General features: G+C 69.2%; 13 protein-coding genes. 7 read left to right on the top strand and 6 right to left on the bottom strand.

The window, feature by feature from the left end; translation table 11 throughout:
- Positions 1 to 12: 12 nt before the first annotated feature.
- Complete coding sequence (locus QM809_RS07500; protein ID WP_415045175.1) at positions 13 to 981, bottom strand: NADPH:quinone oxidoreductase family protein; 969 nt, start codon at positions 979 to 981, stop codon at positions 13 to 15.
- Between the two features lie 143 nt (positions 982 to 1,124).
- On the opposite strand from QM809_RS07500, the gene QM809_RS07495 reads away from it, so the two are divergent.
- The 3 genes from QM809_RS07495 to QM809_RS07485 all read left to right on the top strand — a co-directional run bounded on the left by QM809_RS07495 (position 1,125) and on the right by QM809_RS07485 (position 3,091).
- Positions 1,125 to 1,460 carry a hypothetical protein gene (locus QM809_RS07495; protein ID WP_415045174.1) on the top strand — a complete coding sequence of 112 codons (336 nt, stop codon included), beginning with the start codon at positions 1,125 to 1,127 and terminating at the stop codon, positions 1,458 to 1,460.
- A complete protein-coding gene (locus QM809_RS07490) occupies positions 1,460 to 1,882 on the top strand; it encodes a hypothetical protein (RefSeq protein ID WP_415045173.1) in 423 nt (140 codons plus the stop codon). Before QM809_RS07495 ends, QM809_RS07490 begins: the two co-directional genes overlap by 1 nt.
- A 372-nt stretch (positions 1,883 to 2,254) precedes the next feature.
- Entirely contained in the window at positions 2,255 to 3,091 is an 837-nt protein-coding gene (locus QM809_RS07485) for an acyl-[acyl-carrier-protein] thioesterase (RefSeq protein WP_415045172.1), read from the top strand.
- A gap of 315 nt (positions 3,092 to 3,406) precedes the next feature.
- Here the strand turns inward: QM809_RS07485 and QM809_RS07480 are convergent, their stop codons facing one another.
- From QM809_RS07480 to QM809_RS07470, 3 genes are read right to left on the bottom strand one after another with little or no spacing between them, the layout of a single operon-like run.
- Positions 3,407 to 3,937: a DUF3558 domain-containing protein gene (locus QM809_RS07480; protein ID WP_415045171.1), complete on the bottom strand. Its 531-nt coding sequence runs from the start codon at positions 3,935 to 3,937 to the stop codon at positions 3,407 to 3,409.
- A 10-nt stretch (positions 3,938 to 3,947) separates the two neighbouring features.
- The gene (locus QM809_RS07475) at positions 3,948 to 4,493 is read right to left on the bottom strand and encodes a DUF3558 domain-containing protein (RefSeq protein WP_415045170.1); all 546 of its coding nucleotides are present in this window, start codon (positions 4,491 to 4,493) and stop codon (positions 3,948 to 3,950) included.
- Positions 4,490 to 5,371, bottom strand: a complete 882-nt coding sequence (locus tag QM809_RS07470) for a DUF3558 family protein (protein WP_415045169.1) — start codon at positions 5,369 to 5,371, stop codon at positions 4,490 to 4,492. The genes QM809_RS07475 and QM809_RS07470 overlap by 4 nt, the downstream gene beginning before the upstream one ends.
- Before the next feature lie 349 nt (positions 5,372 to 5,720).
- On the opposite strand from QM809_RS07470, the gene QM809_RS07465 reads away from it, so the two are divergent.
- Positions 5,721 to 6,173 carry a flavodoxin domain-containing protein gene (locus QM809_RS07465; RefSeq protein WP_415045168.1) on the top strand — a complete coding sequence of 151 codons (453 nt, stop codon included), beginning with the start codon at positions 5,721 to 5,723 and terminating at the stop codon, positions 6,171 to 6,173.
- Between the two features lie 204 nt (positions 6,174 to 6,377).
- Here the strand turns inward: QM809_RS07465 and QM809_RS07460 are convergent, their stop codons facing one another.
- Positions 6,378 to 7,247, bottom strand: a complete 870-nt coding sequence (locus tag QM809_RS07460; RefSeq protein ID WP_415045167.1) for a DMT family transporter — start codon at positions 7,245 to 7,247, stop codon at positions 6,378 to 6,380.
- Between the two features lie 149 nt (positions 7,248 to 7,396).
- On the opposite strand from QM809_RS07460, the gene QM809_RS07455 reads away from it, so the two are divergent.
- Complete coding sequence (locus tag QM809_RS07455; RefSeq protein WP_415045166.1) at positions 7,397 to 7,876, top strand: nucleoside deaminase; 480 nt, start codon at positions 7,397 to 7,399, stop codon at positions 7,874 to 7,876.
- 173 nt (positions 7,877 to 8,049) lie between these two features.
- Positions 8,050 to 8,538, top strand: a complete 489-nt coding sequence (locus QM809_RS07450; protein ID WP_415045165.1) for a SixA phosphatase family protein — start codon at positions 8,050 to 8,052, stop codon at positions 8,536 to 8,538.
- Between the two features lie 76 nt (positions 8,539 to 8,614).
- Here QM809_RS07450 and QM809_RS07445 read toward each other — a convergent pair whose 3' ends face one another.
- Positions 8,615 to 10,582 (bottom strand): hypothetical protein, encoded by a 1,968-nt coding sequence (locus tag QM809_RS07445; RefSeq protein ID WP_415045164.1) that lies wholly within the window; start codon positions 10,580 to 10,582, stop codon positions 8,615 to 8,617.
- 626 nt (positions 10,583 to 11,208) lie between these two features.
- On the opposite strand from QM809_RS07445, the gene QM809_RS07440 reads away from it, so the two are divergent.
- Positions 11,209 to 12,183 carry an alpha/beta hydrolase gene (locus QM809_RS07440; RefSeq protein ID WP_415047032.1) on the top strand — a complete coding sequence of 325 codons (975 nt, stop codon included), beginning with the start codon at positions 11,209 to 11,211 and terminating at the stop codon, positions 12,181 to 12,183.
- Positions 12,184 to 12,464 lie beyond the last annotated feature (281 nt).

Genomic DNA, 12,464 nt, shown 5'->3' with positions numbered 1-12,464 from the left:
ACGGGGAGCGGTTCACTCCGAGATGCGGATCACGCCCTTGCCCAGGATCCGGCCCTCGGCGAGGTCGGCGAGCGCCGTCGGGAGCTCTTCGAGGGGGTAGACCGCGCCGATCGGCGGACGGAGTCCCGCGCCGATCAACTCGACCAACTCCTCGTGGAGCCGGACGGGCAGCTCCGGGTTCCGGCTGATGTACTCGCCCCACGCGGCGCCGATGATCGAGACGTTCCGGAACAGCACCCGGTTGAGCTTCACCGTGGGGATCCCGCCCGCGGCGAAGCCGATCACCACGTACCGGCCGCCGGAGGCCGCGGTGCGCAGCGCCTCGTCGAACACGTCGCCGCCGACCGGGTCGATCACCACGTCCACGCCGCCGTCCGACAGGGCGAGGACGCGGTCCTTCCACCCGTCGGCCAGCTGGACCACCTCGTCGGCGCCCAGGCCGCGCAGCATCTCCTCGGCACCGGTGCGATGCACCACCGCGATCACCCGGGCGCCCAGGGCCTTGGCCACCAGGATCGAGGCGACTCCGACACCGCCCGCGGCGCCCAGCACGCACACCGTCTCACCGGCTTCGGTCCGCGCACGGGTCTTCAGCGCGAAGAGCGCCGTCTGGAAGTTGATGCCCATCGCGGCGCCCTCGTCGAACGAGAGCTCGTCGGGGATCCGGTACAGCTGCTGGGGCACGGCGACGATCCGCTCGGCGAAACCACCGGTCAGCGCCGCGACCATCACCCTGTCGCCGGGGACGTGGCCGGAGTCCTCCGGGGCGGTGCGCACCACGCCCGCCGCCTCGATCCCCGGGATGTACGGCACCGGCGGCCGTAACTGGTACCGCCCCCGGCTCATCAGCACGTCGGGGAAGCAGAGGCCGCACGACCGGACGTCGACCACCACCTGCCCGGGAGCGGGAACCGGCTCCGGGACGTCCTGCAACTCCAGGCCCGAGGGCCCGTCTTCCGCGACCAACACCTGTGCCTTCATGGCGCCCAACCTACCGACGATGCACGACGACGCGGCGCCGTCCGCCGTAACCGGGACCGGATCGTCCGATCGGGGGATACTCGGGGCGGGCCCGGCACTGGAAGAATCGGCGATACTTCCGACATCTCTCCCGTGGAGGCTCCGTGACCAGCCCGACACCGCCGCCGATCGCCTTCCTGCCCGGGGAGGTCGTCATCCGGCAGTACCAGTTCACTCCCCGGCTGATCCTCGTCTATCTGAAGACGACGATGATCCTGACCGACCGCCGCCTCGTGGTGAGTTCGCCGAACACCATCTTCGGCTTCATCCCGCACGGCTACTCCATCCACGCCGCACCGCTGGAGAACATCTCCGACATCGCCTACGGCAACGGCCGGGAGACCGGCATGCTCGGCCGACTCCTCATCCTCCTGATCCCGCTGGCCGTCGTGCTGCTCCTCGGCTTCTCCTTCTTCTCTGCGAGCTTGGGGTACTTCTGATGGCCGTCCTGCTCCTCTTCTTCCTTCTCGTCCTGGTGGCCGCGATCCTGTGGCTGATCTCGGCGAAGACCTTCATCGTCGTCCGCACCAAGAGCGGCGCCGTCCTGGCCACCGGTACCGGCACCAGCGAGCGCGCCGCCGCCGAAGAACTGTTCGCGTTGCTCACCAACGAGTCGATGAACGCCCGACAGCGCATCGGCGCACCCGTCCCGCCCGCACCGCATCCGACCGGTCCGCACCCGACCCCGCAAGGCGGCCCCGATCAGTACCCGCCGAGTTCCCCGGGCACTCCGCTCCCACCGGGGATGGGCTACCCCCGGCCCACGGCGGGCACCCCGATCCCGCCGGGAGTGAACCTCCCGCCGAGTTCTCCGGGCGCACCGATCCCGCCGGGCGCCAGGCCGCCGACACAGCCGCGCTGACCGACACCGGGGAATCGCCCGAGTCTCGCGGCACCCCGAAGACCGCCACTGGTCGGGGTGCCGGGCACCTTCGCCTCGATCGAGCATCCTCGGCAGGGGGTGCTCGGCCGAGACCGGGGTGCCGGGCACCCTCGTTCGGGAGCGGTTCTTCTCGCTGATCGAGATCTCGACTTCGCTCGACCACCGAGGAGCCGCTCGACCACCGAGAGGTCGCTCGACCACCGAGGAGTCGCTCGACCACCGAGGAGTCGCTCGATCACCGAGCTCCGACGCCCCGAGCGAGCACACCGGGAACCGCTCGTCCGGGAACCGCATCCGGGACCGCGGGTATCGTAACGGCGGTCACTCCCGCCACCGTGTGAAAGGCCGCGCATGCCTCCGATCAAGCCGACGTCGTCGACCCCGCCCGAGTACGTGCCGCTCGCCGACCGCAAGGAGGGCGCCCGGTTCTACGCGAACGGCTACCGCGTGCGGACCGGTGACGTCGACCAGGAGATGCGGGTGCGGCTCGACGGTCTCGCACGTTTCCTGCAGGACGTCGCCAACGACAACTTCGACGCCAGCGACTTCACCGACACCGACCCGTTCTGGATCGTCCGGCGCACGGTGATCGACGTCCTCGAACCGATCACCTGGCCCGCCGACTTCCACGCCGAACGCTGGTGCGGTGCGCTCTCCACGCGGTGGACCGACATGCGGGTGCGGCTCACCTCCGTCAGCGAGACCAACCGATTCAACCCCGAACCCCGGCCGAACGGCCGGGTGGAGACCTCCGGGTTCTGGATCAACGTGAACGATCAGGGCATGCCCTCGCGGATCTCCGACGGCAGCTTCGAGATGCTCTCGTCGATGACCGACGAGCACCGCCTGCGCTGGCGGTCGATGAACCCCGAACAGGCCCCGGACCCGGCCGAACTGGATCTGCCCGACCGCGAGCACGTCCTGCGGATCACCGATTTCGACCCGTTCCGGCACCTCAACAACGCCGCCTACCTGGAGGCCGTCGAGGACGAGCTGGTGGACCACACCGACCTGCTCGACGTCCCGCATCGCCTGGTGATCGAGTACCTCCGGCCGATCACCCCGGGCACGCCGATCACGATCCGCCGCAAGCGGATCGAGGGCTGCCTGTACCTCTGGATGCTGATCCCCGGCGACGACGGACCGGTGGTCGCCGCCACCGTCTCGGTCTCCGTGATCCCGGCGTAACCGCCTCTCCTCCGCCTCCTGAGCCGCTCCCGTGGACCGAGTCCGAGTCTCCGCTCCCTGAGCCGGGCGAGGAACGAGCCCGAGTCGAAGGGTCTCCGGCGAGCAGAGCGCAGAGTCCCTTCGACACGCAGGCTCGCTCCGCTCACCTGCGGCTCAGGGAGCGAAGCGGAGGACTCGCTGCACCCCTGCGCGGCCTGAGAAGCGAAGCGGAGGGCTAGCTGCACCCCTGCGCGGCCCGAGCAGCGAAGCGGGGGGGCTCGCTGCACCCCTGCGCGGCCCGAGGAGCGAAGCGGCGGGCTCGGGATCGGAGCGCGCCTACCCGGACCGTGTGATCGCCTTCTCGGCGAGGTCTTTCGCGGCCGCGCACAGGGTGTCCACCGAGACCTGCGGCCGCCCCGGGATCCGCCCGCGGTCGTACACCGAGAGCTCGATGAAGTCGTTCCCGAACTGGACGCCGACGTCGCACAGCGGGTCGTGTCGGGTCAGGAACCCGGGGTGGCCGGCGATCTGCACGTCGACCGGCCCGTTGTCGCGGATCAACTGCTCCAGACCTCGTTCACGCGCGATGGGCGAGCCGCGATACCAGTTGAACGAGACCACCGGCCCGTCGCCGGCGGCGTCGGCACGCCACTCGCACGACGACGTGTTGTCCAGGAACAGGGTCAGCGCGGGGAACGTCGACGCCGCGGAGACCTCGTCGGCGGTGAGTCCGCCGCACCGCGGGAACTCCGGTCCGGTACCCGCGCGGGGTGTGCGGGTCCTCGTCGTCGTCCCGTCGTCCGGGTCGGCCCCGCAGGCTCCGGCGGCGAGCACGACGACCAGCGCCGACAGCAGTCTGATCCACATCGGTCCGGCCTCAGCTGGCGCGGCTGATCACGAGCTCCATCAGTTTGATCGCGCCCTCGCACGGGTCGCCGGGCGGCGCGCCGTGCGGCTCGGTCCACCAAGTCAGGGTCCCGCGCCCCGGCGACTTCGCCGTGACACCGCAGACGCCGGGCCGAGCCGGATCCCGCGCGATGAACGCCGCGACGCTGTTGACCTGCTGGTTCTCGGTCTCGTAGCCGTGCTTCTTGGCGATCTGCTTCTCCAGATTGAAGTCGCCCCACTCGTACCAGGCGAGGGTCACGTCGGTGGTGACCCCGCCGGAGACGATCCAGCGGCAGATCGCGCCGAGGAAGCCCTGGCGCACCCCCGAACCGCCGAGCGCTTCGGCCAGCTGCGTCTTGGAGACGATCTCGCATTCGGTCAGCAGGCCCTCGAACTGGCTGGTGTCCACCTCACCGGACTGCGCGGTCTGATCGGGCCGCCCGCCGTCGCCCTCGACGTCCCGGCTGCACGACGACACCAGCAGCGTCACCGCCAGCAGTCCGGCGAGCGCGGTACGCCTCGTCCCCCGGTTCACGAGGCACGCTCGATCGACAGTGCCGCGAGGGTCTCCGCGGCCCGGCACATGGTGTCCAGCGACACGGTCACCTCTTCTTCTGCGCGTTGATCGGCGATGGAGATCTCGATGAAGTCGTTCTCGAACTGGACGCCGACCTCGCAGATCGTGTCGTGCCGGGCCAGGAATCCGGGATGCCCCGCGATCTTCTTGTCCACGGTGGGATGTTCCCGAGTCAGTTGTTCGAGGCCGCGTTCACGACCGATGGGCGACCCCCGGTACCAGTTGAACGAGACCACCTCCGCCTCGCGGAGGTCACCGCGCCGCCACTCGCACGCCGAAGTGTTGTCCACGGCCAGCTGCAGGCCGGGGAACGTGGTCTCCCGGCTGACGTCTTCCAGGGTCAGTCCACCGCACCGCTCGAACTTGGGCCCGGTCCCGGCCTGCGGCGTCTTGGTCCGCGCGGCGGGCTCGGCGTCGTCGTCCGATCCGCACGCGCCGACCAGCAGGGCGACGATCGTCACGAGGACGAGCAGCGGCCCGGTGGTGCGCAGCCTGTCGAGCTGACGGCGCTCTCGTTTGGTGGGTCGACCGGCGCCGGGGTCGCGCCGAGGGAGGCTCGCGATCACCTCGCGCGGCGGCGGAGGCGGACTCCGGTCGATGTAGCATTCGGCGGCGATCGGCGCGGACGCCCGCTTGCCGATCAGCTTGGTCACCTCGACGATCCGTTCCCGTCCGTGCAACCGCACGCGCACCTCGTCGCCGATCGAGACGGGCGTCGCCGCCTTCGCGGTGACCCCGTTCACCTGGACGTGACCCGCGCGGCAGGCGGCGCCGGCCGCCGATCGCGTCTTGGTCAGCCGAATGCCCCAGATCCAGCTGTCGATGCGCGTCGCCATGCATTCACTCTAGCCACATCCGTGGCTCGGCCTCCGGGCTCGATCCCGGCCGTCGCCGACCCGGCGGCGCCGGAACGACTCCGCGAGGAAACCGTCGGGTGTCCGGTGCACAGCCTGCCGGTGACCGGCAGGTCACGAGCGGATGTCGGGCCGGATCCGGTACGACGTCCCGGCGACGCACCTCACGGGAAACCGCCGGATCGGTACGGTCTCGCCTGGTGGCCGTCGTCGCACGAAGTCGTAGGACCAGGCAGTTCGGGCCGAAAGACCCGGTGAGAGATTCGACTTAGCCGAAACTGTTACGCTACCGTGTCTTCGTCATTCCACGAGGTAGGAGAGTCAGAAGATCATGGCAGCAGTCATCCTTTACGGGACCGAGACCGGCACCGCTGAACTCGTCGCCGACGCAGTCGCCGATGTCCTGGCGGCCGACTTCGACCCGTCGATCTACGACATGGCCGACTACGCCGCCGAAGATCTCGACACCGACGACTTCCTGGTCGTCATCTGCTCCACCTACGGTGAGGGCGAGCTGCCCTCCGGCGCACTGCCCTTCGCCGATGAGCTCGACGACGTGAAGCCGGACCTGTCGGGTATGCGGTTCGCGGTGTTCGGCATGGGCGACACCGTGTACGACGACACCTACAACCGCGGCGGCGAGATCATGGCCGAGATGCTCACCAAGCTCGGCGCGACCCAGGTGGGCGAGCACTTCCGCCACGACGCGTCCTCGACCGTCAAGCCGGCCGCCGCCGCCGAGGAGTGGGCCGAGGGCCTCAAGGCCGTCATCGCCGAGGACTGACCGGCCCGGGCTCCGGCGAGCCCGAATGTCCTTCCCGCAGACCGCGCGACGCTCTCGCTGATCGTCGCGCGGTTCTCGCATCCGCGGCCCGCGTCACCACCGCCCCTCGAATCCCTTCTCCGAGCGAACGCGTCACCCCTCGCCACCGACCCCTGAGCCGGGGAGGAGCGCAGCGACGAGCCGAGTCGAAGGGCCGGCGAACGATCACCCGGCGGCCGTCGGCTCGGGGTCCTTCCTCTCCGTCGGATCGGGCAGGATCCCCGACCGGACCGCCGAGTGCTGAGCCAGCTTCACCACCGCGACGGCGGCCACCAGCAGGATCAGCACCAGCAGGATCGAGCGGCCGACGCCCACACGAAGGTTCTCCCCGAGGAGGATCACGCCGAGGGCCATCGCGACGGCGGGTTCCATCACGTTCATCGCCGGAAACGACGTCTGGAGTTCCCCGGCGCCGAACGACTTCTGCTGCGCGACCACCGCCAGCACACCGGTGATCGCCAGCAGGTAGACGTCGGCGTGCTCCATGATGTGCCACGGATCCTCGATCAGGTACAGCGAGACCGACTTGACCAGCAGCGCGCAGATGCCGAACAGCGCACCGGCCGCGATGCCGTACCAGAGCGAGGTGTTGTGCGGCGATCGGCACTTCTCGGCGATCACGACGAGACCGACCAGCAGGACGATCAGGACCGTCACGGTGGCCGCCAGCACCACGTGTGACGGCCGCCGCTCGCTCGGCACCGGCTGAGCGAGGAACAGGAACAGGACCACGGCGCCGACCAGCATGCCGCCCCACAACCAGTCCGTCTTCGACGGCATCCGGTGGTCGACCCACGCCTCGAGCGGCAACGCGAACAGGACCGCCAGCACGATCAACGGCTGCACCAGCAGGATCGAGCCGAGTCCGAGCGCCCCGGCCTGGAATCCGAACCCGACCACGGCGATCACCGCGCCGACCCACCAGCCGGTCGTGATGGCCCCGTTGGCCGCCGACGCCTTCTGACGCAGCACGGTGCCCGCCGCGATCAACAGCGCGGCGACCACGGCGAGGACGGCGGGAATCCAGGTGTGCATCGGCTCATAGGTTATCGGCCGCTCCGGAAGAACGTCTGCCGACCTCCGGGAAAGAAGTGTTCGATCTCCCGGACGCCTCGACGAGACGTATACGATGAACCGCCTGCCGGCCGACCCCGATCACACTAACGTCACAACGGTGATCGTCCGTGCGCCGACGCCCGAGGACCTCCCGCATTCTGCGAAGGTGCGTCACACTCGCGCGGCATGCGGCCGAGGTCGGCGAGGAACCCCTCGGTGCACTGCTGATGCTCGACGACGCCGTGCTCTTCGAAGACTTCGCGCACACCTCCGACGGCGACCGCACCCGACACCCCGAATACGCGATCGCCCGCTGGGCCGCCGACCACCTGGACGAGCGGCAGCGCCGCGCCGCCGTCGTCTACACCTCCGGTGAGCACTGCCCGATGTGCGCGGCCGCGCACGCCTGGAGCGGCCTCGGCCGGATCGTGTACGCCGCGAGCTCCATCCACCTGCTGCAGTGGCACCGCGAGTGGGATCTCCCCGACGACCCCGTCGCACCGCTGCCGATCAACGCGGTGGCGCCCGGCCTCGTCGTCGCGGGTCCCGCGCCCGAACTCCTCGACGAGATCCGCGGCCTGCACGCGCGGGCCGCGGGCCGCAGGTGACCTCGGGCGCACGCGGGTGTCGGCGCTTCACCGTCGAAGACGAGGCCTGATCCCCGTCGTCACGGGCTCTTCCCGCACTCGACCGACGTCCGGCGCTACCGTGAGGGCATGGAGTACCGGAATCGGCGTGCAGCCCTCATGACATCCGCCCCCGAGCCGACGGCGCTGCGCGCATGAGCGCCCCGCGGACCCTCGTGCTCATGCGGCACGGCAAGTCCGGCTATCCCGCGGGCGTCTGGGACCACGACCGCCCGCTCAACGACCGCGGCCGGCTGCAGGCCGCACTGGCCGGCGAATGGATGGCGAACGACGGACTCGAGATCGATGCCGTGATCTGTTCGACGGCCGAACGCACCCGGCAGACGCTGGAACGCACCGAGATCGACGCGCCCACCGTCTACACCGAGGACGTCTACGAGAACACGCCCGAGGACATCCTCGAAGCGATCCGCACCCACACGCCCGAGGACGCCCGGACGCTGCTCGTCGTCGGACACTTCCCCGGGCTGCCCGGCACCGCGCTGATGCTCGACGACGACGCGGACATCGACGGATTCCCCACCTCGACCTACGCGGTCCTCTCGATCGGTGTCCCGTGGGATCGGGTCGGCCTCGACGTCGACCCCGACGCCCGGCTGCGGGCCTTGCGGATCCCCCGCTGATCGTTCCCGGAGACGCCGGAGGGCGGGGCGACCGCTCCCGCGCTCACCCCGCCCTCCGATGTACCGGACGAGAAGATCACTCGGCGGCGTCGGCTCCTGAGCCCTGAACGTCGCCCGATCCCGGCGTGCTGTCCGAACCCGACCCGCCGCCCGAACCCGACGCGCCATCCGAACCCGACGCGCCGCCCGAACCCGACGCGCCGCCCGAACCCGACGCGCCATCCGAACCCGACGCGCCGCCCGAACCCTGCGTGCTGTCCGAACTCGACCCGCCGCCCGAACCCGACGCGCCATCCGAACCCGACGCGCCGCCCGAACCCTGCGTACTGTCCGAATCCTGCGGCACCACCGGCGCATCCTCGACCGGGGACTCCGGCTGGATCGGGGCCGCCGGCTCCGGTGCGGTCGACGCCCCGCCCGTCCCGGAGAGACCGTCCTTGACCTTCTCCGGCGCACTCTTGATCGCGTCCGCGACACCGTCGATGGCCTTCTTCGCCGAGTCCTTGACGACCGGTTCGAGCACCTTGCCGATCTCCTTGACGTCGTCGTCGAGGGTGAAGGTCTTGCGCCACTCCGCCATCGTGGCCGGCAGGTCGTACGGCTTCGCGAGGTCCAGGGTGCCCAGGCCGAACGGGGCGTCCCACTGCACCAGGCTCACCTTGGGCAGCAGTCCCCGATTCGAGCCGTCGACGATCCGGGTGATCTCCGGCATGCCGATCAGGTTCGGGCGCTTGCTGCCGTTGACCTCGACGCTCGGGAAGAGCACGATCTTGTGCCCCAGCCACTCGATGGTCAGCGGCTCACGCAGACCGTAATCACTGGTCAGCCAGGCCGCGGTGACCGTCTCGGTGGCCGGTTCCAGGACGGTGTTGCCCTCGCTGTCCACCACTTCCACCATCTTGATCTTCATCTTCGGCTTACCGTCGTCGCCCAGAACCGACTTGCCCTCGTCGTCGAGCACCGGCTCCATGACGTGCAGGGTCTCGACGTTCTTGGTGTAACGCACGAAGTCCTTGGCGAACTTCAGGCGCTGGTCCTCCGAGGTGAGGGCGGGCAGGAGGCTGTCGAGGAACGCGGTGCTCTGCGAACCGCCGAGCATGCCGAACTGCTTGAGGAGCGCGTCGTTGCCGAAGACCAGCGACGTGACGTCGGTGAGTCCGTACTGGGTCTGCCGGCTCTCCCCCGCCTTCGGGGCACGGAGGTCGCGGTAGTAGTCGAACGTGCCGAGGAAGTTGCTGCAGGTGCCCAGGCCCTCGGCCGTCGCCGAGGTGTTGAGGCCGTAGCAGCTGACCTCCTTGAGCGCCGGGATCTGCAGATCCGCCATCTCACCCAGCTGGTCGATCTGCGCACGCTGATCGTCGGACAGATTCTTGACGATGGTGTTGTTCTTCAGCTTGGTCAGATCCAGCTTCTGGCCGAACCAGGTGATCGCGATCTCATCGGTGTCGGCGTTGAGCGCTGTCGCCATGCCCAACTGCGCGTTCGCGTTCGAGTTGCGCCCCTTGTCCGCTGCCGCCAGTGCGATGCCCGGCAACCCGAACAGATCGCTGGCCGTGGCCGTCGCATTGCCGCCCCGCATGGCCATCGCCAGTTTCAGCGCACCGTCCCCGGCCACCGTCGCCGTGCCCTTCGGATCGGACGGGCCGGTGAGATCCTGCGGCACCTTGGGATCGTAGGAATGCCCGGTCAGGTATCCGGCGACCTTGAGTGCGTCGGTCCGCCGCGGCAGGTTCTTGTCCTGCCCCTTCTTCACCAGCGTTCCGCCGCCTGCCAGCAGACATCCCCCGAGCACCGGATTCTTCTCCGAGCCGTCCGTCCGGACGCAGACGTCCTTCGTCGCGAGCACAACAGGAAGACGCGCATCGTCCCGAACCTGCTTGTAAGTCTTGTATCGCCCGATCGTGACCGGATTGACCGCGTTCAACAGGGGATCGATGGCCAGACCGGAGACCAACTCGATGAGGTTGCGATTCCCGTACAGCGGCACATCGATGATCTGGTCCTCGGCGACCGGGCCGACCTCGATGCGATCGGGCAGCACCACGGCGATACCGGTGCCTCCGGTCGACTCGACTGCAGTCTGCGACCGCGGTCACCTCGGCGCCCTCCGGGATCTCGGTCGAGCCGTCCGGGGTGTTGCAGACCTCGATGAACTTCTTCGCGATCTCGTTATCGAGCAGCCCGGTGATCCCACCGAGGTCGCCGAGCGAATCGAGTGGCCCCGCCGCATTCGCCTGCGCCATCCCGCCGAGAGAGCCGAGTCCGATCGTGGCGGTGGCCCCGACTGCCACGACGGCCCGCGTCACCCTTCCCGATCGTCGTCGCTGTGCGGCCGCCGCCCGTCGTGCCGCCCGGTTGGTGTACTCAGAACCCATCGGAACCTTCCCCGTCGTGTGAGGTCATCATGCGATGCCTTCTTCTATGACGTCGACTACAGAACATCACGCGGTTACAGCACAAGTGATAATTCGTTCGAAAGTCCCAATTCTGGGGGTATCGAGTCAAAATTCCATCCGAAATGGTATTGAACGACGCCGACCGGCGGGGTCCACCGCGGGATCCCTCGTCGATTCCCCGCACCGGGGTCCGCGAACCTCGCGAACACGCACATACCGGTCGGGATCACGAGTTGACATACGCCACAGTCGGTCCCCTAGTGTCGGTACAGTGATGAATCCTCCGGCGCGTCTCCGCCTCGCCTCCCTGCTGCTCGCCGGCCTCCTCGCGGTGATCGGCCTGGTCGTCGTCCCCGGCGGCGATGCCGAGGCCCGCGTGGTGGGCGTGCGGGCGATCTCGCCGCGCGTCACGATGGTCTCCGTCTACTCCGCCGCGATGCGGCGCGTGGTCCACAACCACGTGTTGCACCCCGCCGGCCGTCCGGCCGGTCTCCCCAGCTTCTACATGCTGCCCGGCGCGGGCGGCGCCGAGGACGGGATCTCCTGGTACCACCACGGCGGGGTCCGCAGCTTCTTCGCCGGTAAGCGCGTCAACGTGGTGCTGCCGATCGGCGGCAAGTTCTCGATGATGGCGAACTGGCGGAACGACGACCCGCTGCTCGGCCGCAACCAGTGGCAGACCTTCTACACGCGCGAACTGCCCACCTCGATCGACCGCTTCTTCCGCACCAGCGGCGCCAACGCGATCTCCGGCGTCTCCATGTCCGCCGGCCCCGCGCTCGACCTCGCGATCCAGGCCCCGAGCCGCTTCCGCGCCGTCGCCGCCTACAGCGGCTGCCCCGGCACCACCGATCCGCTCGGCCGAACGGCGTCGACCGTCGTCCCGCTGCGCGGCGGCGGCAACCCGTTCAACATGTGGGGCGTGTACAACGACCCCGAGTGGATCCGGAACGATCCCGTGGTGAACGCCCCTCGACTGCGCGGCAAGACGATCTTCCTCTCCGCGGCGTCCGGTGTGCCCGGCGCGATCGACGGCGGTCCGCTCACCGCGCTCGGCGGCATGTTCGGCGGCAACGTCGTCGAAGCCGTGGCCCTGAACTGCACCATCAACATGTCGAACCGCCTCACCGCGTTGGACATCCCGCACCGGTTCAACCACCGCCCCCAGGGCAGCCACAGCTGGGGCCTGTTCTCCGCGGACATGCGGGCCTCCTGGCCGATGATCGCCCGCGCCCTCCGCACGCGCTGACCCTCGCCGGCCAGAACGATTCGCGCCCGCCTCCGGATTCCGGAGGCGGGCACGAATGCATCGAAGGACGACGGCGCTCCGCTCATCGACACGGAACCGAACCCGCTGCCGGTGCGTCTGGTGAAGCAGGGAAGAAGACCGCGTTCCAGCACGACTCGACCTCCGGGGTCACCGCCGGAGTCATTGTCGCAGACAGTTGACTTGCCCAGTCTTCTATTCGCGACCAAACGTCAGACACTGTCGCGGACGATCACGAAGCATGCAGCGGACGACGACCTGCC

The sequence above is a fragment of the Gordonia sp. (in: high G+C Gram-positive bacteria) genome (assembly GCF_047600385.1).
In the GTDB taxonomy this organism is placed as follows: domain Bacteria; phylum Actinomycetota; class Actinomycetes; order Mycobacteriales; family Mycobacteriaceae; genus Gordonia.
This window is presented reverse-complemented; position numbering and strand designations above follow the sequence as displayed.

Bases quoted from the DNA above. Each gene is read 5' to 3' on its own strand.
- QM809_RS07500 (WP_415045175.1), bottom strand. From the start codon at position 981: ATGAAGGCACAGGTGTTGGTCGCGGAAGACGGGCCCTCGGGCCTGGAG.
- QM809_RS07490 (WP_415045173.1), top strand. From the start codon at position 1,460: ATGGCCGTCCTGCTCCTCTTCTTCCTTCTCGTCCTGGTGGCCGCGATC.
- QM809_RS07485 (WP_415045172.1), top strand. From the start codon at position 2,255: ATGCCTCCGATCAAGCCGACGTCGTCGACCCCGCCCGAGTACGTGCCG.
- QM809_RS07480 (WP_415045171.1), bottom strand. From the start codon at position 3,937: ATGTGGATCAGACTGCTGTCGGCGCTGGTCGTCGTGCTCGCCGCCGGA.
- QM809_RS07470 (WP_415045169.1), bottom strand. From the start codon at position 5,371: ATGGCGACGCGCATCGACAGCTGGATCTGGGGCATTCGGCTGACCAAG.
- QM809_RS07465 (WP_415045168.1), top strand. From the start codon at position 5,721: ATGGCAGCAGTCATCCTTTACGGGACCGAGACCGGCACCGCTGAACTC.
- QM809_RS07460 (WP_415045167.1), bottom strand. From the start codon at position 7,247: ATGCACACCTGGATTCCCGCCGTCCTCGCCGTGGTCGCCGCGCTGTTG.
- QM809_RS07450 (WP_415045165.1), top strand. From the start codon at position 8,050: ATGAGCGCCCCGCGGACCCTCGTGCTCATGCGGCACGGCAAGTCCGGC.
- QM809_RS07440 (WP_415047032.1), top strand. From the start codon at position 11,209: ATGAATCCTCCGGCGCGTCTCCGCCTCGCCTCCCTGCTGCTCGCCGGC.